Source organism: Methylibium rhizosphaerae, assembly GCF_006386545.1.
GTDB classification, from domain to species: Bacteria; Pseudomonadota; Gammaproteobacteria; order Burkholderiales; family Burkholderiaceae_C; genus Pseudorivibacter; species Pseudorivibacter rhizosphaerae.
In genome coordinates this window covers 12,253-32,195 of the sequence record NZ_SWAR01000028.1, presented here as the reverse complement: position 1 = coordinate 32,195, position 19,943 = coordinate 12,253, and the positions used below count along the sequence as shown (strand labels likewise).

The window sequence follows — 19,943 nt, the reverse complement described above, 5'->3', positions numbered from 1 at the left end:
CAACGAAAACCAAGCCCCAAAACTGAAACCCCTCCCAGCCTTGGGCGGGAGGGGTGAGTGGCTGACGCCACCGTTCCGGGGCTCCAGAGGAAGATGGGTCCGGGGCTCCTGGCGCGCAGAGACTGCGCCTTTGAGAATGCCTGCTGACAGGCTTTCCTACATTAGAAGAGGGCTCCGGGGACTTCAAGCATGGCGCGCGCCGGCAGTTCTATGACGGCCGGAACCGTCATTGAGCCCCGCTGCTTGACAGCGATTGCCCGCGTGTGATTTCCGCATACAGCTCGGCCATGCGGGCCTCCACCTCGGCGTCCATGCGGATCACCTTGCCCCATTCGCGCTGCGTCTCGCCGGGCCACTTGTTGGTGGCATCCAGGCCCATCTTCCCGCCCAGCCCGCTCTCGGGCGAAGCGAAGTCGAGGTAGTCGATCGGCGTCTGGCCGGCCAGCGTGGTGTCGCGCACCGGGTCCACCCGGGTGGTGATCGCCCAGATCACGTCCTTCCAGTCGCGGATGTCCACGTCATCGTCGGTCACCACGATGAACTTGGTGTACATGAACTGCCGCAGGAAGCTCCACAGCCCGAACATCAGCCGCTTGGCGTGTCCCGGGTAGCTCTTGCGCATGCTGATCACCGCCATGCGATAGCTGCACCCCTCGGGCGGCAGGTAGAAGTCGACGATCTCGGGAAACTGCTTCTGCAGGATGGGCACGAACACCTCGTTCAGCGCCACGCCCAGCACGGCCGGTTCGTCGGGCGGCTTGCCGGTGTAGGTGGTGTGATAGATCGCCCCCTGCCGGTGGGTGATGCGGTCGATCTGGAACACCGGGAACCACTCCTGCTCGTTGTAGTAGCCGGTGTGGTCGCCGAACGGACCTTCGAGTGCAAACAGGTAGCCACCCCTTTCCTGCAGGGGCACGCCCTGCTCGCTGGTGCCCCGGTAGCCGGCGGGCGCAGTCGGGATGTGGCCTTCCAGCACGATTTCAGCGAGGGCGGGCACCTGCAGCTTGTGCTCGCCTTCACCGACGCCGCTGTCCACCAGCTCGGTGCGGCTGCCGCGCAGCAGGCCGGCGAACTGGTATTCGGACAGGCTGTCCGGCACCGGAGTGACCGCCCCCAGCATGGTCGCCGGGTCGGCGCCCAGCACCACGGCGATCGGAAACGGCTGGCCCGGATTGGCGAGCGCGAACTCGCGGAAGTCGAGGGCCCCTCCCCGATGCGCCAGCCATCGCATGATGACCTGCCTGCGGCCGATGACCTGCTGCCGGTAGATGCCCAGGTTCTGCCTGCGGCGCGGCTGCGGCACGCCCTGCGGGCCGCGGGTCACCACCAGGCCCCAGGTGATCAGGGGCCCGGCGTCGCCCGGCCAGCAGAACTGCACCGGCAGGCGGCCCAGATCCACATCGGCGCCCTCCACGACCACCTCCTGGCACGGTCCGGACCGGCTGCGCGCCGGCTTCATGTCCCACAGCGCCTTGGCCATCTGCAGCAGCTTGCCGGCGTCCTTGAGGCCGCGCGGCGGCTCCGGCTCCTTGAGGCTGGCCAGGACCCTGCCGATGTCGCGCAACTCGCCCACATCGGCCGCCCCCATCCCCATGGCGACCCGCTTGGGCGTTCCGAACAGGTTGGCCAGGACCGGGAATTTGTAACTTTGCTGACCGTTTGTCGGCTGGCTGAACAACAGCGCCGGCCCCCCCGACTTGAGGGCATGGTCCCCCAAAGCAGTGAGTTCGAGCCGTGTAGACACTGGCTTTGCGACCCGCAAGAGCTCAGACTGCGCTTCCAGACCGGCCAAAAACTCCCGAAGATCCCGGTATTTCATAACCATGAAGAATTAGAGAAGGCTTTCTTAGGCTTGACCCGTTATTAAACGCGTTTCTAGAATCCGCGCCACTCACTAGGGAGAACCCTCAGTCCCCTGAACAATCGACGCAAATCAACCAGGCCCGGGCGTCCTCGCTGTCTCTGCGCAGGCGCATCTTTGTAACGGGCGAATTATCACTGCCTCATGTCGCCGGAGTCTGCGCGGCGAGGCAGGGAGGGAAAGGAAGAGACATGTCAGCGTATCGACATTGGGCGCGCACCGGCGCCGCAGCAGCGGATTCCGCACGCGTGTTCCTCAAGGACGTAGGCCACGGCCTGCTCGAAGTCAGCCACAACTCACTTGCCCTGCTCGGCTTTGCCGTCGCCGCGGTGGTGGTGTTCGTCGGCTCCCATCCTGAATTGCGCCGTGGTGCCGAGCAAAAGGCACTCGGCTGGCTGCTGGCACGCCAGGAGGCGCGGCTGGAACGCGACCCCAACGTGCTGCTCGCATTGGCCGAGCCGGAAGCGATCGCCCGGGCCACGGCACTCAACCCGTCGGCGCTCACCCGCCAGCAGGCATCGGTGGCCCACTGGCTGGCACGACGCTACAAGGTGGCTCCCGAACCCATCGGCCGCCTCGTGCAGGAAGCCTGGGGCATCGGGCAACGCGCCGGCCTCGAGCCGACCCTGATCCTGGCGGTGATGGCGGTCGAGTCGGGCTTCAACCCGTTTGCCCAGAGCCCCGTCGGCGCCCAGGGCCTGATGCAGGTGATGACCCGCGTCCACGACGACAAATACGAAGGCTTCGGCGGCAACCATGCCGCGTTCGACCCGGTGACCAACCTGCGCGTGGGCGTGCAGGTGCTGAAGGAGTGCATCGCCAGGGCCGGCAGCCTGGAAGGCGGCCTGAAGTACTACGTCGGCGCCGCCAATCTCGACGATGACGGCGGCTATGCCGCCAAGGTGCTGGCCGAGCAGGCCTACCTGCGGCAGGTGGTCGCGGGCCGCCTCGTGCCAATCACCGCCCCTGTGCGGGCGGTCTCCACTCACTCGGCCACGGCCTCCGGCGCGGCCCCGGCGGAGCCCGCACCCGCGCCGGCGCCGGCCAAGGAAGAAGCCCGGCCCGCCGAACAGGTCGCACTCCTCCAATAAGTAGTAGGGCGATCTCGCGGCCGACGCATCGCCTCCGCTACACTGCGCAAGCTGCGCAACTGGCGATAAGGCCGTCAAGGCCGAGGTGGTGCACCACCGGGGAGCGCAGCCGGCGCTCCCCGCGTCGTTTCCGCCGTTCGCCTGGGCAGCCCTCGGACCGCACACTGCTTCTTCTTAAGTGCGTGTCTTCGGGATCTTCAAGTCATGAAGAGGACTGCCATCCATGTTTGACCGCTCCATTTCCACCGTTGCCAACGTCGATCCTGAGATCTGGGCCGCCATCCAGGCCGAGAACCGCCGCCAGGAAGACCACATCGAGCTGATCGCTTCGGAGAACTACGCCTCGCCGGCCGTGATGGCCGCCCAGGGCAGCCAGCTCACCAACAAGTACGCCGAGGGCTACCCCGGCAAGCGCTACTACGGCGGCTGCGAAAACGTCGACGTTGTCGAGCAGCTCGCGATCGACCGGCTGAAGCAGCTGTTCGGCGCGGAGCACGCGAACGTGCAGCCCAATTCCGGCTCGCAGGCCAACCAGGCGGTCTTCTTCGGCCTGCTGCAGCCCGGCGACACCATCATGGGCATGAGCCTGGCCGAAGGCGGCCACCTCACCCACGGCATGCCGCTCAACATGAGCGGCAAGTGGTTCAAGGTGGTGAGCTACGGCCTCAACGCGCAGGAAGACATCGACTACGACGCGATGGAGCGGCTGGCACATGAGCACAAGCCGAAGCTGATCATCGCGGGCGCCTCTGCCTTCGCTCTGCGCATCGACTTCGAGCGCTTCGCCAAGGTGGCCAAGGCGGTGGGCGCCTATTTCATGGTCGACATGGCGCACTACGCAGGCCTCATCGCGGCAGGCGTGTACCCCAATCCGGTGCCGTTCGCCGACGTGGTGACCTCCACCACCCACAAGAGCCTGCGTGGCCCGCGCGGCGGCATCATCCTCATGAAGGATGCGGTCGCCAAGCCGATCAACAGCGCCATCTTCCCCGGCATCCAGGGCGGCCCGCTGATGCACGTGATCGCCGGCAAGGCGGTGGCCTTCAAGGAAGCGCTCAGCCCCGAGTTCAAGGTCTACCAGCAGCAGGTCGTGAAGAACGCCGCGGCGCTGGCCGACACGCTGACCCAGCGCGGCCTGCGGATCGTGAGCGGCCGCACCGAAAGCCACGTGATGCTGGTGGACCTGCGGGCCAAGGGCATCACCGGCAAGGAAGCGGAAAACGTCCTGGGGCAGGCCCACATGACCTGCAACAAGAACGCGATTCCCAACGACCCGGAAAAGCCGATGGTCACCAGCGGCATCCGCCTCGGCTCGCCGGCGATGACCACCCGCGGATTCAAGGAAGCCGAGGCAGTGCGCACCGCCCACCTCATTGCCGACGTGCTGGACAACCCGCGCGATGAGGCCACCGTCGCCGCCGTGCGTGAAAAGGTCGCGGCGCTGACGCGCGACTTCCCGGTGTACCGCTGACAGGCACTCGAGGCAGGGCCGGTTCCCGCCGGCCCTGCGGCCCGCCCCATGCGCTGCCCCTTCTGCGCCCACAACGAAACCCAGGTCTCGGAAACCCGCGAGTCCGATGAAGGCGACGTCATACGACGCCGCCGCCGGTGCCTGTCTTGCGACAAGCGCTTCACCACCTATGAGCGCGCCGAGATCGAGTACCCGGCCATCGTCAAGAAGGACGGCCGGCGCACCGAGTTCGATCCCGGCAAATTGCGCGCTTCAATGACGCTGGCCCTTCGCAAGCGGCCGGTCAGCGCCGAGGCACTCGACCAGGCCCTGGCACGCATCGAGACCTCGCTGCTGCACAGCGGTGAACGCGAGGTGAGCAGCACCCGCCTGGGTGAATGGGTCATGCGCGAGCTCAAGCGGCTGGACAAGGTGGCCTACATCCGCTTCGCCTCCGTGTATCGCAGCTTCGACGACGTGAGCGAGTTCATGGAAGCGGTGCGCGAAACCTCTCGCCGCCAGCGCTGACGCCACACCCGGCCGCCGACCGTCGGTGGCCCGCGCCCATTCGTCGTTTCATCGCCCCCCGCGGCGAGGCCGGCTGCTACCCTCCGCTCCAACTCGAATCAGGCAAGCACAGGAGGAAGTCCTCGCTTGCCGACCACCCAACAGAAGCAAAGTGAACACGCAGCACACCCCGGCAAAGCGACCCATACCCGCCCTGCGCGCAGCGGCCGGGTTCACGCTGGTCGAACTGATCGTCACGGTCGCCGTGTTCGCGATCCTGGCGTCGATCGCGATACCGAGCTTCCAGGCCACGATGCAGCGTAACCGGCTCGCCACTACCGCCAACGAGCTGCTGGCGGGCATCCAGGCCGCCCGCAGTGAGGCGCTTCGATCGAACCAGACCGTGCGGTTCTGCACAACCGCCGCCAATTGGCAGATGACGCGCCAGTCCGACGGCACCGTCTTGCGGCAAGGCGATATCTCGTCGCAGTCGACCGTGGGCGCCTTCTGCGCCGACTTCCGCGGCGACGGGTTGTCCTATGCCACCGACGGAACTCTCATGACCAACGGCAACCTGCCGGTGACCGTTGGTCCGCACTCGAAGTCGCTTGTCGTCAGATTGGGATCGGCCAATGTGCAATAAAACATCCATCCTTCGTCGCGGGCCCGGATCCAGTTCCGCAAGAGCTCGCGCCAGCCGCGGCGTCACGCTTGTCGAAGTGCTGGTGGCCGTGCTGGTCATGTCCATCGGCATGCTGGGTATCGCCGGCCTGCAGGCGCGTGCCCTCAAGTTCAGCCAGAGCAGCTATGAACGCAGCGTGGCGGTCATCCAGGCCCAGTCCATCGTCGACAGCATGCGTGCGAACTCGCTGGCAGCCAAGTCGAACGCGTACAACATCCCGCGGAAGTGCGACACGAGAGCGGCCTCCGAATCGCAGGCCGACCGTGACCTCGCCGCCTGGATCGGCCAGATGCAGACCAGCCTGAGCGGCGCGGCTGCGAATGTCTGCGGTGGCATCAATTGCAACGGCACCACCGGCATCTGCATCGTGACCGTGCAGTGGGACGACACCCGCGGCAACCCGGACAAGTCCGGCACGCAGCAGATCGAACAACTCTCCTTCGTGACCCAGCTATGAACGCACGTCGACGCGCCCGAGGCTTCGGCCTCGTCGAAATGATGGTGGCCCTTGCGCTGGGGCTGTTGATCGTCGGCGGCGCCATCGCCATCTTCCTCGGCTCGCGCCAGGTGTCTCGTTCGACCGATGACCTGTCGCGAATCCAGGAGGGCGGACGTTTCGCCTTCGAGCTGATGTCCCGCGAACTGCGCGAATCGGGCAGCACCCCCTGCGGTGCGTCCAAGGGTGAGTACACCAACGCTCCTGACGCCCCCGGCTGGGTCAAGGTGTCGTCGATCATTCCGGCACCCGAAACCAAATGGTGGGCGCTATGGAACCCTGTGTGGGGCTATGGCGGCAGTACCGAATTCACCGGCATGCCGTTCGGCGCGGCCATCGGTGCACGGGTGCCTGGCACCGACGCCATCGAGACCCGTTCGTCCATGGGTGGCGGCGAGTCGGTAGCTGAAGCCGCTGCCGGCGGGGACCTGATTCTGAAGGCCACAGCCAAGGCCGACGACCTCAAGGCCGGCGACATCGCGGTCGCCTGCGACGTCGACAACGGCCACGTCTTCGAAGTGACCGATGCCAGCGGCCTCAACATAAAGATGGGCAGCCTCGGACAGGGCAGCATGAAACCCGGCTCCGTCGTGGCCCGGTTGCATGCCACGGCCTGGTACGTCGGGCAGACGGGCCGCGCCGCCACCGGCGGGCGCGCGCTGTTCCGGGCCACGCCGACCGGCACCCAGGAAGTCATCGACGGCGTGCAGGACATGCAGGTCGCCTACATGGTGGCCGAGTCCGGACAGTACGTCGACGCGAGCCTCGTGCCTGCGACGAGCTGGGGCCAGATTTCGGCAGTTCGAATCACGCTGACGCTGCAAGGTCCGCAGGCCAATGTGGCGACCAACGCCGCCGGCTCCAGCGTTGATGACCGCATCACCCGTACGTTCACCCACACGGTTGCCCTGCGCAACCTCATTCCATGAAGACCACGCCCTACCCACTTGCGACCGCGGGCCGCCAGCAAGGCGCCGCGCTCATCATCACGCTGGTGCTGCTCGTGATCTTGACCCTGCTGGGGCTGGCGTCGCTGCGACAGACCACGCTGGAAGAGCGCATGAGCGCCAACTTGAAGGACCGTGCCATCGGCCTGCAGACCGCCGAGGTGGGCTTGCGCGCAGGCGAACAGTCGCTGACAGCCCGCCAGGGTCCGCGCGACACCGACTCGTCGCTCAACTTCGGCGACACCGACTACACCAAGTGGTCAGCCGCCGACTGGAATGAGAAGGCCGAGCAAGCCGAGGTCGCCGGACTGCCCTCCAGCCCGAGGTACTTCATCGAGTTCTGGAAACGCAACGAGCCCTGTGTCGAATGCGCGGACAAGGGCATGGGCACCTTCTACTACCGAATCACGGCCAACGGCCAGGGCGGATCCGGGCAAGCCGGCGTCACGCTGCAAGAAATCAAGCCCGTCGTCTTCAAGTGAGGGTTTTCATGTCGACCGCATCCCTTTCCCGCCGCCCTGCTTCGCTGCTGGCGGTCGCCTTCTGCTGCAGCACCTTGCTGAGTCAGCAGGCGCTGGCACTTACAAGCCTGAGCGACTTGCCGCTGTACGCATTGCAGGGAGTCCCGCCCAACGTTGCGCTCACCATCGACGATTCGGGGAGTATGGCGTGGGCGGCCGTGCCCGACAGCAAGGTTGTGAGCGACACGGGCCTGCGCTGGCGCTCGACGGCCTACAACGCCCTGTACTACAACCCCGGCGTGCGGTATGTGGCGCCGCCGGATGAAAACGGCACGGCACGGACCACTTCGTTTACCGCGGCATGGATCAACGGGTTCGATACGACCCGCGGCTCCGTGAACCTGTCGAACAACTACAAGGCGACGCGCGACTACAACCCGAACAACACAACGCAGACGCTGCAGAACGCGCCCACGGACTCGTTGGCCGACTACGGCGTGCTCAACCTGAGCAACGCCAACTGCGACAAGACATCCAGAGACACCTTCGGCGCCTACCTGGACAACGACTGCTATACGCGGGTCATCGTCAGCGCGACCTCCGGGCCGGCCACCGTCGACATCAACGGCGATGGGGTGGTCAACGCGACCGACAAGGACGAGCGCCAGAACTTCGCCAACTGGTACTCGTTCTACCGGACGCGCAACCTGGCCACCGTCTCTGCCGCCACGCTGGCGTTCAGCAAGCTGGACAGCACGTTCCGCATCGGCTTCCAGAACCTCCACACGTGCGACGGATTCATGAACACGTCGAACGGCTGCGAAGACCGCTCTGGCACGGACTATGACAGCCGGCTCAACGTCTTCAGCGGCACGGCGCGGACCAACTTCTTCCGATGGCTCCAGCGGTCACCGGCGAGCGGTGGCACCCCTTTGCTGCCCGCCTTGCAGCGCACCGGCGAGATGTTCAAGACAGACCGGGCCTGGCAGAACACGATCGGCGACAACGCGTCCGGCAAGTATGTGTGCCGCGGCAACTACGCGGTGCTGATGACTGACGGCATCTGGAACAGCAGCTGGGCCGCCGGCATGACCGACGCCGACAACACGTCGAAGACCCTGCCCGACGGGGCCGGGTACTCGGCGCGAGCTCCCTACAAGAAGACCGATGGGTCGTCTCATAGCCTGGCGGACATCGCATTCCACTATTGGTCCCAGGATCTGCGCACCGACTTGAATTCCTCCGACGCACTCAAGTACACCCCCGTCAAGGGTGACGAGACCGTCAAGGGAACGTCCTCCACGACCACGTTGTCGTCGTACTGGAATCCGAAGAACGATCCGGCCACCTGGCAGCACATGGTGACGTACACCATCGGCTTGGGCCTGACCGGCAACCTCGGGGCGGACTGGCAAGGCAACATGTACAAGGGCGCCTACGGCGACCTGGTCAACGGAACGAAAGCATGGCCCGCCACTGGCTTTGACAGCATTCCGGGCAACGTCTACGACCTCTGGCACGCAGCCATCAACGGCCGCGGCGGCTTCTACAGCGCCGAGTCGCCCAACGATGTTGTGAAGGCCTTCCAGGACATCGTCTCCAGCATCAGCGAACGGCAGGGCTCGGCCGTGGCGGCCTCTCTCAACAGCAGCCGCATCGCAGCCGGCTCCGCGGTGTACGCGGCCGGCTTCAACACTGGTGACTGGTCCGGCAAGCTCAGGGCCTACCCGATTGCCGACGGCGATGGAGCGGGCTGTTCCGGCGTCGCCGGCACCATCTGCGAGACGCCGAAATGGTCAGCGGAGGCGCTCATCAACAACAAGAACTGGGGTAGCCGCACCATCATCACCAACAGCGACGGCGCCAAGGCTTTCCGCTGGAGCTCACTGAGCCCTGTACACCAGACGGCGCTGAACCAGTCCGACTCGCTGGGTGAGCGCCGGCTCGAATTCCTGCGCGGCAGCCGCGCACTCGAGGGCACGACCTTCCGTGAACGCGGCAGCGTGCTGGGCGACATCATCAACTCCTCGCCCGCCCCGCTGTACGTCGGCGCGCCTGACTTCTTCCTGCCCGATCAGGCGGGCTATGCCGAGTTCAAGGAAAAGCACAAGAACCGGCTGCCCATGGTTTACGTCGGCGCCAACGACGGCATGCTGCACGGCTTCGACGCCAACACCGGTGAGGAACGACTTGCGTTCGTGCCGAACGCCGTCTATCCGAACCTCAGCAAGCTGTCCAACGTCGACTACAAGCACCAGGCCTATGTCGACGGCGGCATGATCGCCTACGACGTTTCGGTCGACGGCAGCTGGAGTACCTACCTCTTCGGCGGGTTGGGGCTGGGCGGCAAGGCCGTCTATGCCCTGGACATCACCAACCCCAGCTCCTACTCGGAAACGACGCCGGGATCGGTCTTCAAGTGGGAGTTCTCCGATGCGAACATGGGCATATCCAATGGGAAGCCCAAGGTGGCGCGGCTGAACTCCGGAGTGACCGGCGTGGTCTTCGGCAGCGGCTACATGGACGGCGCGAACGCACCTTCGATCTACATCGTCAGCGTGAAGGACGGCTCGCTGATCCGCCGCATCCCGGTGCCCACCACTGACGGCTCCATCACCTTCACCGACAACGGCCTGACCGGCGTCACCCTGGCTGACCAGGACGGCAACGGCACGACGGACGCCGTGTTCGCGGGCGACCTGTACGGCAATCTCTGGAAGTTCGACCTGTCTGCCAAGTCTTCGGCCAGCTGGGACGTCGCCTACAGCGGTGGCAGCGGCAAGCTGCCGATGTACGTGGCCAAGGCGAGCAACGGAGCGCGGCAGCCCATCACGACTGAGCCTGCCTTGGGTGCCCATCCCAGCGGCAACGGGTTCATCGTGTACTTCGGCACCGGCAAGTACCTGGGTGCGGCTGACATCTCGAACACCCAGGTCCAGACCTTCTACGCCATCTGGAACCGTACGATCACCACGCACAGCACCAACCTGACGCGCAGCCACCTGCTGCAGCAGAAGATCCTGGTGGATGACACCTCGAGCTTCAGCGCACGCGACGCTCGCGTGACCACCGACTTTCCCATCAAGTGGAGCAACACCGCGGGACTGCCGGGATCCGACAGCCACATGGGCTGGTATCTCGACTTCTCCACCGAGTCGGGTGAACGCGTGCACCAGCCACCTTTCGTGCGCGGCGACCGGATCATCTTCGCAACGGTGACGCCGTCGACCGATCCCTGTTCGGCGGGGGGCGACAGCTGGATCTACGAGCTCAACGCCAACTCAGGCTCGCGCCTGATCGTCAGCCCGTTCGACTACAACCGCGACAACTCGCTGAATTCGTCGGACTTCCCTGTCATGGGTGGCAAGCATGTGCCAGGTAGCGCCATCCGCATCAAGAACGGCGGCGTTTACTACATCGACAAGGAATCGGTGATTCGCAAGCCCGACGGCACCGAGGGCAAGGTGGTCAGCACTTCCTCGGGCAGCCTCACCATGGAGGGCGAAAGCGCCCCGTTCAGCGGCGCGCGGCACTGGCGCGAACTTTTCGGGCGCTAAACCCCAGGGCGGACGACGGGCGGCGGCCGGCCAATGGCCAGCCCCGCCCAGGAGCAGCACACATGACAAGACCTTCCAGCATGAAAAACACCCGGCCCGGCCGAGCACGCGGCTTCACACTCATCGAGCTCTTGATCGCCATGGCGGTGGTGGCTGTCCTCGCGGCGATCGCCTACCCCGCCTACCAGCAGCAGATCATGCAGTCGCGCCGCGCCAAGGCGCAGGTGTGCCTGAACGAGCTGGTGCAGTTCATGGAGCGCTTCTACACCACCAACATGCGCTACGACCAGACCGCTGCCGGCGTGGCCGTGGCGCTTCCGGCAACGTCGTGTGCGGCTGAACTTGCCACCCAATACAGCTTCGCGTTCAGCGCCCCCCCCACTGCCACCACCTATGCGCTGGCCGCCAATGCGATGGGTACGCAGGTGAAAGACTCTGGCTGCACCGTGCTCACGATCAACAACGCCGGCCAGAAGACACCTGCCGCCGGTTGCTGGAAATAGCCAGCGGCTGATCAAGGCTAGGGGCACACAGCAAGCGGCTCCTGCTCACGCCGCACCCGCCCCGACGCGGAAAGAACGAGCCTGACGGCCGGTTGATCGCGAGCGCTGCAAAGCACCCACGTGCCGGCCAGGAAGGCACCGTTCATCTGGACAGGCGCGCCTGAAGCGTCGAACGACAGATACCGGCCCAGCGGACCTTCAGCACTCGCCGCAACGCCCGACAGAGGCTCTGCATGCGCCAGCAGCGCCTCGCCGTCGTCCCAGGTGCCGCTCGTGTTGTCATCCACATGCAGCCGCCAGCCGCCGGCCCAGTCGCCCGGCTGCAGCGGCGACATCGTGACCCGCGCGTTGCGCGAGATGGCCGTGCTGCGCGCCATCGCCACATGGCTCTCGATGCGAGACGCCGCGGACTGCTGCCGCTGCCGCGCGTTCAGCGCCTGCCAGGCCGGCACCGCCAGCGCCAGCAGCGTGGCGAAGACCGACAATGCCACCAGCATTTCCACCAGCGTCCAGCCGGTGGTCGGCGTCGAAGCCCGACGCCGCACCATTCGTGCCTGTGCCATGAACCCTCCCCTCGGGACCGCCGCAGACTCTATGGCCATGACTTCAGCGTCTCCATCCCCAGATTCGCAGCCGGACGCCGGGCAGGACCTGCAATGGATGCGGGCAGCCCTGGCGGAAGCAGGTCGCGCCATGCGCCACAGCCCGCCCAACCCGGCCGTCGGCTGCATGGTGGTCACGACCCGCGGCGAATCGTTCGGCGGCCACACCCAGCCGCCGGGCCAGGGCCATGCCGAGGTCCAGGCGCTGGCTGCGCTGCGCGCCCACGGGGCATCGACCGCCGGTGCCACGGTGTACGTGACGCTGGAGCCCTGCGCCCACTTCGGCCGCACGCCTCCGTGCGCCGACGCACTGGTGGCGGCCGGGGTCGGCCGGGTGGTGGTCGCGGTGGTCGACCCCAACCCGCTGGTGGCCGGCAAGGGCATCGAGCGCCTGAGGGCTGCGGGCATCCGCGTCGACGTGGGGCTGCTGGCCGACGAGGCCCGCGAGGTCAACCTCGGCTTCTTTTCGCGCATGGTGCGCGGCGTGCCCTGGGTGCGCATGAAGATCGCCGCCTCGCTCGACGGCCAGACGGCGCTGGAGAACGGGCGCAGCCAGTGGATCACCGGGCCCTCGGCCCGGGCCGACGGGCATGCCTGGCGCGCGCGCGCCGGCGCCGTGCTGACCGGGATCGGCACCGTGCTGGAAGACGACCCCCGCCTCGACGTGCGCGAAGTGCCGACCGCACGGCAGCCGCTGCGTGTGGTGCTCGACTCCGGACTCCAGATGCCGGGCGATGCCCGCATCCTGCAGCCGCCCGGCACGGTGCTGGTGTATGCGGCGCGCGAGGAGGCGCGGCGACGCGCGGTGCTCGAAGCCGCCGGGGCCGAGCTGGCATTGCTGCCCGGCCCGGGCGGCAAGGTGGACCTGCACGCGGTGCTGAAGGACCTGGCCCGCCGCGGCGTCAACGAACTGCATGTCGAGGCCGGCCACAAGCTCAACGGCTCGCTGCTGCAGGCCGGCCTGGTCGACGAGTTCCTCGTATACCTGGCGCCCAAGCTGGTTGGCCAGGGCCGCGGCATGCTGCGCGCCGGCCCGCTCGAGTCACTCGACCAGGCCGTAGGGCTGCGCTACACCGAGGTGTCGATGTGCGGCGACGACCTGCGCATCATTGCGCGCCCGCCGGGCCGCGAACGCTTCTAGAGGCCCCGGTCGCCCGGGCCGGCGCACGGCGCCGCCTACAATCCGCGGATGGCGATTTCCCCCATTCCCGAGCTCATCACCGAGCTTGCCGCGGGCCGCATGGTCATCCTCGTGGACGAGGAAGACCGCGAGAACGAAGGCGATCTGGTGCTGGCGGCCGACCACGTCACGCCCGAGGCGATCAACTTCATGGCGAAGTTCGGTCGCGGCCTCATCTGCCTCACGCTGACGCGCGAGCGCTGCGAAAGGCTGCAGCTGCCGCCCATGGCCCAGCGCAACGGCACCAAGCACGGCACGGCGTTCACCGTCTCCATCGAGGCTGCCGAAGGCGTGACCACCGGCATTTCGGCGGCCGACCGCGCCCACACCATCCGGACCGCGGTCGCCAAGGACGCGCGCACCCGTGACCTGGTGCAGCCGGGGCACATCTTCCCGCTGCAGGCGCAAGACGGCGGCGTGCTCATGCGAGCCGGGCACACCGAAGCGGGCTGCGACCTCGCCGGCATGGCCGGCCTCACGCCGGCGGCGGTCATCTGCGAGATCATGAAGGACGACGGCACGATGGCCCGCCTGCCCGATCTCGAGGAATTCGCTCGCGAGCACGGTCTGAAGATCGGCACGATCGCCGACCTCATCGAGTACCGCAGCCGCAACGAATCGCTCATCGAACGCATCGGCCACCGCCGCATGCTCACCGCACAGGGCCCGTTCGACTGCACCGCCTTCCGCGACCGCACCGGCGGCCTGCACCTGGCGCTGTCGCTGGGCAGCTGGACCGCGCAGGACGACGTGCTGGTGCGCGTGCACGAACCGCTGTCGGTGATGGACCTGCTCGATGCCGAGCAATGCGGCCACTCGTGGCCGCTGCCGCGGGCGCTGGCCGCCCTGCGCGACGCCGGCCGCGGCGTGGCCGTGCTGCTCAACTGCGGCGAAGACCGCGAAGGGCTGCTGCAGCACTTCGCGCCGGTCGAGCTTGCTTCAGCCGGCGCGCGGCCCCAGATGGACCTGCGCACCTATGGCGTGGGCGCTCAGATCCTGCGCGAGCTGGGTGTCGCCCGCATGCGCCTGCTCGGCAGCCCCCGCCGCATGCCCAGCATGACCGGCTACGGCCTCGAAGTAACCGGCTTCGTCGCCGCCGACCATCACGCCTCGGAGGCCGAAGCACGGCCGGCTGTTTGATCCTCTCCTCCTGAAAGAACTCCAATGCAAGGTGCAGACCAAGGCCAGGCGGCCGATCTCGACGGCGAGGACTTGCGCATCGGCATCGTGCAGGCCCGCTTCAATGCCGATATCACGGCGGCGCTGGCCCGGGCCTGCCTCGCCGAACTCGAAGTGCTGGGCGTGTCGCCCAAGCACATCCGGCACGTGACGGTGCCGGGCGCGCTCGAGGTGCCCAGCGCGCTGCAGGCCATGGCCGAGAGCGAGCGCTACGACGCCCTCATTGCGCTGGGCTGCATCATCCGCGGCGAGACCTACCACTTCGAGCTGGTGGCCAACGAAAGCGGCGCCGGCGTGACCCGCGTGGCGCTCGACAGCGAGCTACCGATCGCCAATGCCATCCTCACCGTCGAGAACGAAGCCCAGGCCTGGGCTCGCGCAGAAGAAAAGGGCCGCGATGCCGCACGCGTGGCGGTCGAGATGGCCAACCTGCTGGAAGACCTGACGTGACCGAAGCCAAGAAGAAGCCGGCCGGCCGGCCGGGCCAGGGCGGCGCCCGCCCCAAGTCGGCACGCCGCCGTTCGCGCGAGTTCGCGCTGCAGGGCCTGTACGAATGGCTGATCAGCGGCAGTGATGCCGGCGTCATCGATGCCCATATGCGCGAGCAGGAGGGCTTCGACAAGTGCGACAGCGCGCACTTCGATGCGCTGCTGCACGGCTGCATCGACGAGGCGGCCGCCCTCGACGCCGTGCTGGCGCGCCATGTGGACCGCAAGACCACCGAGCTGTCGCCCATCGAGCATGGCGTGCTGCTCATCGGCTCCTACGAGCTCAAGCACTGCATCGACATCCCCTACAAGGTCGCCATCAACGAAGCGGTGGAGCTGGCCAAGGCCTTCGGCGGCACCGACGGGCACAAGTACGTCAACGGCGTGCTCGACAAGGCTGCGGCCGACATGCGCCCGGTCGAGGTGGGTGCGGCACGCGGCGCGCCCCGCTGAGCCCTGGGGGCCGTCATGAAGCTTGCCTCGCGGCTCGATCACATCGAACCGTTCTATGTGATGGAGTGCGCCAAGGCCGCGGCCGAGATCGCCGCCGGCCCGCTGTGCGACCCGGCCCGGGGCGGCTCGCCGATGATCTTCCTGAACATCGGCGAACCGGACTTCACCGCGCCGCCCGCGGTGCTCGAAGCCGCGCAGCGCTGCCTGCAGGCCGGGCGCACGCAGTACACGCCGGCCACCGGCCTGCCGGCGCTGCGGCAGGCCCTGAGCCGCTGGTATGCGCAGCGTTTCGGACTTGACGTTCCGGCACAACGCATCGTCATCACCGCAGGCGCCTCGGCCGCCCTGCAGCTGGCCTGCCTGGCGCTGGTGAACCCCGGCGACGAAATCCTGATGCCGGACCCGAGCTATCCGTGCAACCGCCATTTCGTGGCCGCCGCCGACGGCGTGCCGCGCGGGCTGCCGGCGGGCCCGGCAGAACGCTTCCAGCTCAGCGCCGCCATGGTCGAGCGCGAGTGGCGCGGCAGCACGCACGGCGTGCTGCTGGCATCGCCGTCCAATCCGACCGGCACCTCGATCGACCCTCAGGAGATGGCCCGCATCGTGGACGTCGTGCGCGCGCGCCACGGCGTCACCCTGGTGGACGAGATCTACCTCGGCCTCAGCTACGACGAGCGCTACGGCCACAGCGCGCTGGCGCTCGGCGACGACGTGGTCTCGATCAACAGCTTCTCCAAGTACTTCAGCATGACAGGCTGGCGCCTGGGCTGGCTGGTGCTGCCGCCCGGCCTCGTGGAGCCGGTGGAGAAGCTGGCGCAGAACCTCTACATCTGCCCGTCGGCCGTCGCTCAGCATGCGGCGCTCGCGTGTTTCGAGCCCGCGTCGCTGGACGAATACGAACGCCGCCGCGCCGCATTTCGCGAGCGGCGCGACTTCATCGTGCCGGCCCTGCGCGAGCTCGGCCTCGACGTGCCGGTGATGCCCGACGGCGCCTTCTACGCCTGGGCCGACTGCTCGCGGTTTTCGGCCAGCAGCTGGGACTTCTGCTTCGAGCTGATGCGCACGGCGCAGATCGCGCTCACGCCCGGCCGCGACTTCGGCCGTCACGGCAGCGAGCGCTACCTGCGTCTCTCGTTCGCCAACGCGATGCACGAGCTGGAAGAAGCGGTCGCCAGACTGCGGCGCGTGCTGAAATAACGCTCCTGCGCCTTGACGTGAGTTTCTGTTACGAAGGTGCGACATATTGCCGCTTTTGTGAGGTTGTGACCCCCCTGGGGTTCGCTTAAGCTCGTCGCCGTGGAACGTCCCAGTCAACCCCCGAGCGACATGCTGTCGCTGCCGGCCAGCGAATCCATACCGCCGGCCACCCTGCCCGCCGATCCTTGGGACGAGGCCGACACCGTGCTGCTCGAGCCGGAGCTTCCGGAGGAGGCCAGCAACGTCCCGCCCGGCACGCCCACGGAATCCCTGCCCACCATCGGCCACATCGGCCGCTATGCGCTGAAGTACCGCATCGGCGAGGGCGGCCTGGGTACCGTGTACGCGGCCCACGACCCGCTGCTGTCGCGGCTCATCGCCATCAAGACGCTGAACGTGCAGCTCTCGAACGAGGAGCGCGAGCAGTTCAATGCGCTGTTCCTGAACGAGGCGCGCGCCGCGGGCGGCCTTTCGCATCCGCACATCGTCACCGTGTTCGACGCCGGCGTCAGCCCGCAGGGCGCCTACATCGCGATGGAGCTGCTCAAGGGCAAGGACCTGCGCCAGCTCCTGAAGGAAGGCTGGCGTCCCACGCCGGCACAAGCCGCCCTCATCGTGCGGCGCGTGGCCGATGCACTGGCCTACGCCCACACCAAGGGCGTGGTGCACCGCGACATCAAGCCCGCCAATATCTTCATGGTCGGCCGCACGCAGCCGCGCGTGCTCGACTTCGGCATCGCCCGCGTGGCCCACCAGCGCGACAGCATCGACCTGGTGGCCGGCTCGCCCTACTACATGGCGCCCGAGCAGCTGCGCGAGGAGCCCACCGACCGCCGCACCGACGTGTTCTCGCTCGGCGTGGTGCTCTACGAGCTGCTCACCGGCACCCGTCCCTTCGTCGGCAACTCGCTGGTCGAGATCTCCAACGCGGTGCAGAACCGCATGCCGCTGCCGGCCCATGAAGCCGACACGACCGTGCCGATGGCACTGTCGGACATCGCGGCACGCGCGATGGAAAAGGACCCGAACCACCGCTACCGTTCGGCACGCGCGCTGGCGCGCGACCTGCGCGGCTGGATCGACCAGAACCCGCAGGAACCCACCAGCGGCGAAGACGAGCCGCCGCAGCGCCAGCGCCAGCGGCTGGCCCTGGGCGCAGTCGGCCTGTTCGGCCTGGCGCTGGTGGGCTTCGGCCTCTGGCACAGCCTGTCCGACAGCGATACTTCGCGGCCCGTGGCAGCCCAGGCCGCGTCGGCCCCGCCCGCGGCCGTGGTGGCACAGGCCGCAGTACCCACCCCTGTGCCCGTCGCTTCGGAAGCTGCAGTACCCGAAGCCGCAGCCTCCGAGGCGCTACCTGCGGCCGGCAGCACGCATGCCGCTGCTCCGGCCGCGGAGCCTCCCACCGCCGTGGTCGAACTGGCGCCCGCGACGGCAGCAGCCAGGAAGGCCGTCGAAACCCCGAAGGAGCGTCGCGCCCGTGAAGCCCAGGCCCGCGATGCCCGCACCCGCCTTGCATCAGCCTCGCCCACCCTGGCCACCGGCACGCTGCAGATTGCGGTGAGCCCGTGGGGCCATGTCGAAGTCGACGGCGCGCCGGCCGGCACGACGCCGCCGCTCAACAAGCTGACGCTCAGCGAAGGCCGCCACACCATCACCATACGCAACGACGAGTTCCCGCCGCACACCGTGACTGTCAACGTCAGCGCCGGGCAACCGATCATGCTCAAGCACAAGTTCGGATCATGAAGCGCCCCCTCCTCGCCTGCGCCGCCGGCGCCCTTGCACTGGCCCTGCTGGCCGGCTGTGCCCAGCAACCCGGCGCCCCGACCGGCGTGATGGACCTGGCCCAGCGCCCCGCCGAAAAGGCCCTGCTGGCCGGCATGCGCGCCTATGACGACGGGCAGTACGGCGAAGCCGAAAGGCTCTTCAACAGCGCACTCGGCACCGGCCTCGCCTCGGCCAAGGACAAGGCCGCCGCGCACAAGTACCTCGCCTTCATCTACTGCACCAGCGAGCGCACCTCGCAATGCGAGGCGGCCTTCAAGGCGGCTCGCGCGGCCGACCCGGCCTTCGCGCTCACGAAGTCGGAAGCCGGCCACCCGATGTGGGGTCCGGTGTACCGCCGAGCCAGCCAGTAAGGCGGGGCCTCGCGCGCAGGGATAATCCCGCGCGTGACCGATACCAGACCAGACGACGACTACCAGCACACGCTGCGCGTGTACTGGGAAGACACCGACGCCGGCGGCGTGGTGTTCTATGCCAACTACCTGAAGTTCTTCGAGCGCGCACGCACCGAATGGCTGCGCTCGCTCGGCTTCGGCCAGGAGCAGTTGCGCACGGAAACAGGGGCGATGTTCGTCGTGACCGATACTTCGGTCCGCTACCGCCAGCCCGCCCGGCTCGACGACGAGCTGGCGGTCAGCGTGCGGGTGGTCGAGCGCGGCCGCGCCAGCCTGCTGATTTCTCAGCGGGCCACGCGCAACGGTGCCGTGCTCGCCGAGGGCAGCATCCGCATCGGCTTCGTGGAAGCAGCCAGCTTCCGCCCCTGCCGCATTCCTTCCCAAATCCTTGAGCGCATCGGATGAACCAGGATCTCAACATCCTCAATCTCGTACTGCACGCCAGCTTCGTGGTGCAGGTGGTCATGGCCGGCCTGCTGATCACCTCGCTGATCAGCTGGGCGGTCATCTTCGGCAAGCTCTTCGGCCTGAAGCGCGTGCGCGGCAGCAACGAGGAATTCGAGCGCGAGTTCTGGTCGGGCCGCCAGCTGCAGGAGCTGTATGCCGATGCGGCCAAGGTTGCGCCCACCGACCAGCAGGGCGCGCCGATGGAGCGCATCTTCGCCTCGGGCATGCGCGAGTTCTTCAAGCTGCGCGAGAAGCGGGTGACCGACGGCTCGGCGCTGATCGACGGCTCGCGCCGCGCCATGCGCGCGAGCTTCCAGCGCGAGCTCGATGCCATCGAATCGAACCTGAGCTTCCTGGCGTCAGTGGGCTCGGTGAGCCCGTATGTCGGGCTGTTCGGCACGGTGTGGGGGATCATGCATGCCTTCACCGGACTGGCCAACCTGCAGCAGGTGACCCTGGCCACCGTGGCGCCTGGCATCGCCGAAGCGCTGGTGGCCACCGCCATCGGCCTGTTCGCCGCCATCCCGGCGGTGGTGGCCTACAACCGCTTCGCACGCGACATCGACCGCATCGCGATCCAGCTCGAGACCTTCATCGAGGAGTTCTCGAACATCCTGGCGCGCAACGTCGGCCAGCCGGGCGCCACCCACTGAGGCCGCGAC

General features: G+C 67.4%; 20 protein-coding genes and 1 riboswitch. Of the genes, 18 read left to right on the top strand and 2 right to left on the bottom strand.

All coding sequences use genetic code 11. The features are described 5' to 3' along the window. Window positions 1-226: 226 nt before the first annotated feature. The gene (locus E8D38_RS19250) at window positions 227-1,819 is read right to left on the bottom strand and encodes a UbiD family decarboxylase domain-containing protein (protein ID WP_140634513.1); all 1,593 of its coding nucleotides are present in this window, start codon (window positions 1,817-1,819) and stop codon (window positions 227-229) included. Between the two features lie 233 nt (window positions 1,820-2,052). Between E8D38_RS19250 and E8D38_RS19245 the strand changes: the two genes are divergently transcribed. From E8D38_RS19245 to E8D38_RS19205, 9 genes are all read left to right on the top strand, one after another. Continuing rightward, window positions 2,053-2,952 carry a lytic transglycosylase domain-containing protein gene (locus E8D38_RS19245; protein ID WP_140634511.1) on the top strand — a complete coding sequence of 300 codons (900 nt, stop codon included), beginning with the start codon at window positions 2,053-2,055 and terminating at the stop codon, window positions 2,950-2,952. Window positions 2,953-2,997: 45 nt separating this feature from the next. Beyond that, window positions 2,998-3,106: riboswitch (ZMP/ZTP riboswitch) on the top strand. A 69-nt stretch (window positions 3,107-3,175) separates the two neighbouring features. Next, complete coding sequence (glyA, locus tag E8D38_RS19240; protein ID WP_140634509.1) at window positions 3,176-4,423, top strand: serine hydroxymethyltransferase; 1,248 nt, start codon at window positions 3,176-3,178, stop codon at window positions 4,421-4,423. A 48-nt stretch (window positions 4,424-4,471) separates the two neighbouring features. Continuing rightward, window positions 4,472-4,930, top strand: a complete 459-nt coding sequence (nrdR, locus tag E8D38_RS19235) for a transcriptional regulator NrdR (protein ID WP_140634507.1) — start codon at window positions 4,472-4,474, stop codon at window positions 4,928-4,930. A 151-nt stretch (window positions 4,931-5,081) separates the two neighbouring features. Then, window positions 5,082-5,552 carry a GspH/FimT family pseudopilin gene (locus E8D38_RS19230; protein WP_181179257.1) on the top strand — a complete coding sequence of 157 codons (471 nt, stop codon included), beginning with the start codon at window positions 5,082-5,084 and terminating at the stop codon, window positions 5,550-5,552. After that, entirely contained in the window at window positions 5,542-6,048 is a 507-nt protein-coding gene (gene pilV, locus E8D38_RS19225; protein WP_140634503.1) for a type IV pilus modification protein PilV, read from the top strand. Before E8D38_RS19230 ends, pilV begins: the two co-directional genes overlap by 11 nt. Beyond that, complete coding sequence (locus E8D38_RS19220) at window positions 6,045-7,016, top strand: PilW family protein (protein ID WP_140634501.1); 972 nt, start codon at window positions 6,045-6,047, stop codon at window positions 7,014-7,016. The genes pilV and E8D38_RS19220 overlap by 4 nt, the downstream gene beginning before the upstream one ends. Beyond that, window positions 7,013-7,516: a pilus assembly PilX family protein gene (locus E8D38_RS19215; RefSeq protein WP_140634499.1), complete on the top strand. Its 504-nt coding sequence runs from the start codon at window positions 7,013-7,015 to the stop codon at window positions 7,514-7,516. The genes E8D38_RS19220 and E8D38_RS19215 overlap by 4 nt, the downstream gene beginning before the upstream one ends. Further along, entirely contained in the window at window positions 7,402-11,052 is a 3,651-nt protein-coding gene (locus E8D38_RS19210) for a pilus assembly protein (RefSeq protein ID WP_140634497.1), read from the top strand. The genes E8D38_RS19215 and E8D38_RS19210 overlap by 115 nt, the downstream gene beginning before the upstream one ends. Window positions 11,053-11,114: 62 nt before the next feature. After that, window positions 11,115-11,555 (top strand): type IV pilin protein, encoded by a 441-nt coding sequence (locus E8D38_RS19205; protein ID WP_281286137.1) that lies wholly within the window; start codon window positions 11,115-11,117, stop codon window positions 11,553-11,555. Window positions 11,556-11,572: 17 nt separating this feature from the next. Here the strand turns inward: E8D38_RS19205 and E8D38_RS19200 are convergent, their stop codons facing one another. Further along, on the bottom strand, window positions 11,573-12,118 hold the full coding sequence (locus E8D38_RS19200; protein ID WP_181179254.1) for a GspH/FimT family pseudopilin: 546 nt from the start codon (window positions 12,116-12,118) through the stop codon (window positions 11,573-11,575). Window positions 12,119-12,155: 37 nt separating this feature from the next. Between E8D38_RS19200 and ribD the strand changes: the two genes are divergently transcribed. The 9 genes from ribD to tolQ all read left to right on the top strand — a co-directional run bounded on the left by ribD (window position 12,156) and on the right by tolQ (window position 19,934). Next, window positions 12,156-13,298, top strand: a complete 1,143-nt coding sequence (gene ribD / locus E8D38_RS19195) for a bifunctional diaminohydroxyphosphoribosylaminopyrimidine deaminase/5-amino-6-(5-phosphoribosylamino)uracil reductase RibD (protein WP_140634493.1) — start codon at window positions 12,156-12,158, stop codon at window positions 13,296-13,298. Between the two features lie 48 nt (window positions 13,299-13,346). Then, window positions 13,347-14,477 (top strand): bifunctional 3,4-dihydroxy-2-butanone-4-phosphate synthase/GTP cyclohydrolase II, encoded by a 1,131-nt coding sequence (gene ribBA, locus E8D38_RS19190; RefSeq protein ID WP_140634491.1) that lies wholly within the window; start codon window positions 13,347-13,349, stop codon window positions 14,475-14,477. Window positions 14,478-14,501: 24 nt separating this feature from the next. After that, a complete protein-coding gene (ribH, locus tag E8D38_RS19185; RefSeq protein WP_140634489.1) occupies window positions 14,502-14,966 on the top strand; it encodes a 6,7-dimethyl-8-ribityllumazine synthase in 465 nt (154 codons plus the stop codon). Next, window positions 14,963-15,457, top strand: a complete 495-nt coding sequence (gene nusB / locus E8D38_RS19180; protein WP_140634487.1) for a transcription antitermination factor NusB — start codon at window positions 14,963-14,965, stop codon at window positions 15,455-15,457. Before ribH ends, nusB begins: the two co-directional genes overlap by 4 nt. A 15-nt stretch (window positions 15,458-15,472) precedes the next feature. Then, the gene (locus E8D38_RS19175) at window positions 15,473-16,654 is read left to right on the top strand and encodes a pyridoxal phosphate-dependent aminotransferase (RefSeq protein ID WP_140634485.1); all 1,182 of its coding nucleotides are present in this window, start codon (window positions 15,473-15,475) and stop codon (window positions 16,652-16,654) included. A gap of 99 nt (window positions 16,655-16,753) precedes the next feature. Continuing rightward, the gene (locus E8D38_RS19170) at window positions 16,754-18,400 is read left to right on the top strand and encodes a serine/threonine-protein kinase (protein ID WP_246099566.1); all 1,647 of its coding nucleotides are present in this window, start codon (window positions 16,754-16,756) and stop codon (window positions 18,398-18,400) included. Next, window positions 18,397-18,792 (top strand): TssQ family T6SS-associated lipoprotein, encoded by a 396-nt coding sequence (locus E8D38_RS19165; protein ID WP_140634481.1) that lies wholly within the window; start codon window positions 18,397-18,399, stop codon window positions 18,790-18,792. The genes E8D38_RS19170 and E8D38_RS19165 overlap by 4 nt, the downstream gene beginning before the upstream one ends. 33 nt (window positions 18,793-18,825) lie before the next feature. Then, window positions 18,826-19,239 carry a tol-pal system-associated acyl-CoA thioesterase gene (gene ybgC / locus E8D38_RS19160; protein WP_246099565.1) on the top strand — a complete coding sequence of 138 codons (414 nt, stop codon included), beginning with the start codon at window positions 18,826-18,828 and terminating at the stop codon, window positions 19,237-19,239. Continuing rightward, window positions 19,236-19,934, top strand: coding sequence for a protein TolQ (tolQ, locus tag E8D38_RS19155; RefSeq protein ID WP_140634479.1), 699 nt, complete (start codon window positions 19,236-19,238; stop codon window positions 19,932-19,934). The genes ybgC and tolQ overlap by 4 nt, the downstream gene beginning before the upstream one ends. Window positions 19,935-19,943 lie beyond the last annotated feature (9 nt).

Coding starts and splice junctions, on each gene's coding strand:
- E8D38_RS19210 (WP_140634497.1), top strand. CDS start 7,402: ATGCGCGGACAAGGGCATGGGCACCTTCTACTACCGAATCACGGCCAA.
- ribD (WP_140634493.1), top strand. CDS start 12,156: ATGACTTCAGCGTCTCCATCCCCAGATTCGCAGCCGGACGCCGGGCAG.
- E8D38_RS19175 (WP_140634485.1), top strand. CDS start 15,473: ATGAAGCTTGCCTCGCGGCTCGATCACATCGAACCGTTCTATGTGATG.
- E8D38_RS19250 (WP_140634513.1), bottom strand. CDS start 1,819: ATGAAATACCGGGATCTTCGGGAGTTTTTGGCCGGTCTGGAAGCGCAG.
- nrdR (WP_140634507.1), top strand. CDS start 4,472: ATGCGCTGCCCCTTCTGCGCCCACAACGAAACCCAGGTCTCGGAAACC.
- E8D38_RS19200 (WP_181179254.1), bottom strand. CDS start 12,118: ATGGCACAGGCACGAATGGTGCGGCGTCGGGCTTCGACGCCGACCACC.
- E8D38_RS19245 (WP_140634511.1), top strand. CDS start 2,053: ATGTCAGCGTATCGACATTGGGCGCGCACCGGCGCCGCAGCAGCGGAT.
- ribH (WP_140634489.1), top strand. CDS start 14,502: ATGCAAGGTGCAGACCAAGGCCAGGCGGCCGATCTCGACGGCGAGGAC.
- ribBA (WP_140634491.1), top strand. CDS start 13,347: ATGGCGATTTCCCCCATTCCCGAGCTCATCACCGAGCTTGCCGCGGGC.
- E8D38_RS19165 (WP_140634481.1), top strand. CDS start 18,397: ATGAAGCGCCCCCTCCTCGCCTGCGCCGCCGGCGCCCTTGCACTGGCC.
- tolQ (WP_140634479.1), top strand. CDS start 19,236: ATGAACCAGGATCTCAACATCCTCAATCTCGTACTGCACGCCAGCTTC.
- E8D38_RS19215 (WP_140634499.1), top strand. CDS start 7,013: ATGAAGACCACGCCCTACCCACTTGCGACCGCGGGCCGCCAGCAAGGC.
- E8D38_RS19205 (WP_281286137.1), top strand. CDS start 11,115: ATGACAAGACCTTCCAGCATGAAAAACACCCGGCCCGGCCGAGCACGC.
- pilV (WP_140634503.1), top strand. CDS start 5,542: ATGTGCAATAAAACATCCATCCTTCGTCGCGGGCCCGGATCCAGTTCC.
- E8D38_RS19220 (WP_140634501.1), top strand. CDS start 6,045: ATGAACGCACGTCGACGCGCCCGAGGCTTCGGCCTCGTCGAAATGATG.
- glyA (WP_140634509.1), top strand. CDS start 3,176: ATGTTTGACCGCTCCATTTCCACCGTTGCCAACGTCGATCCTGAGATC.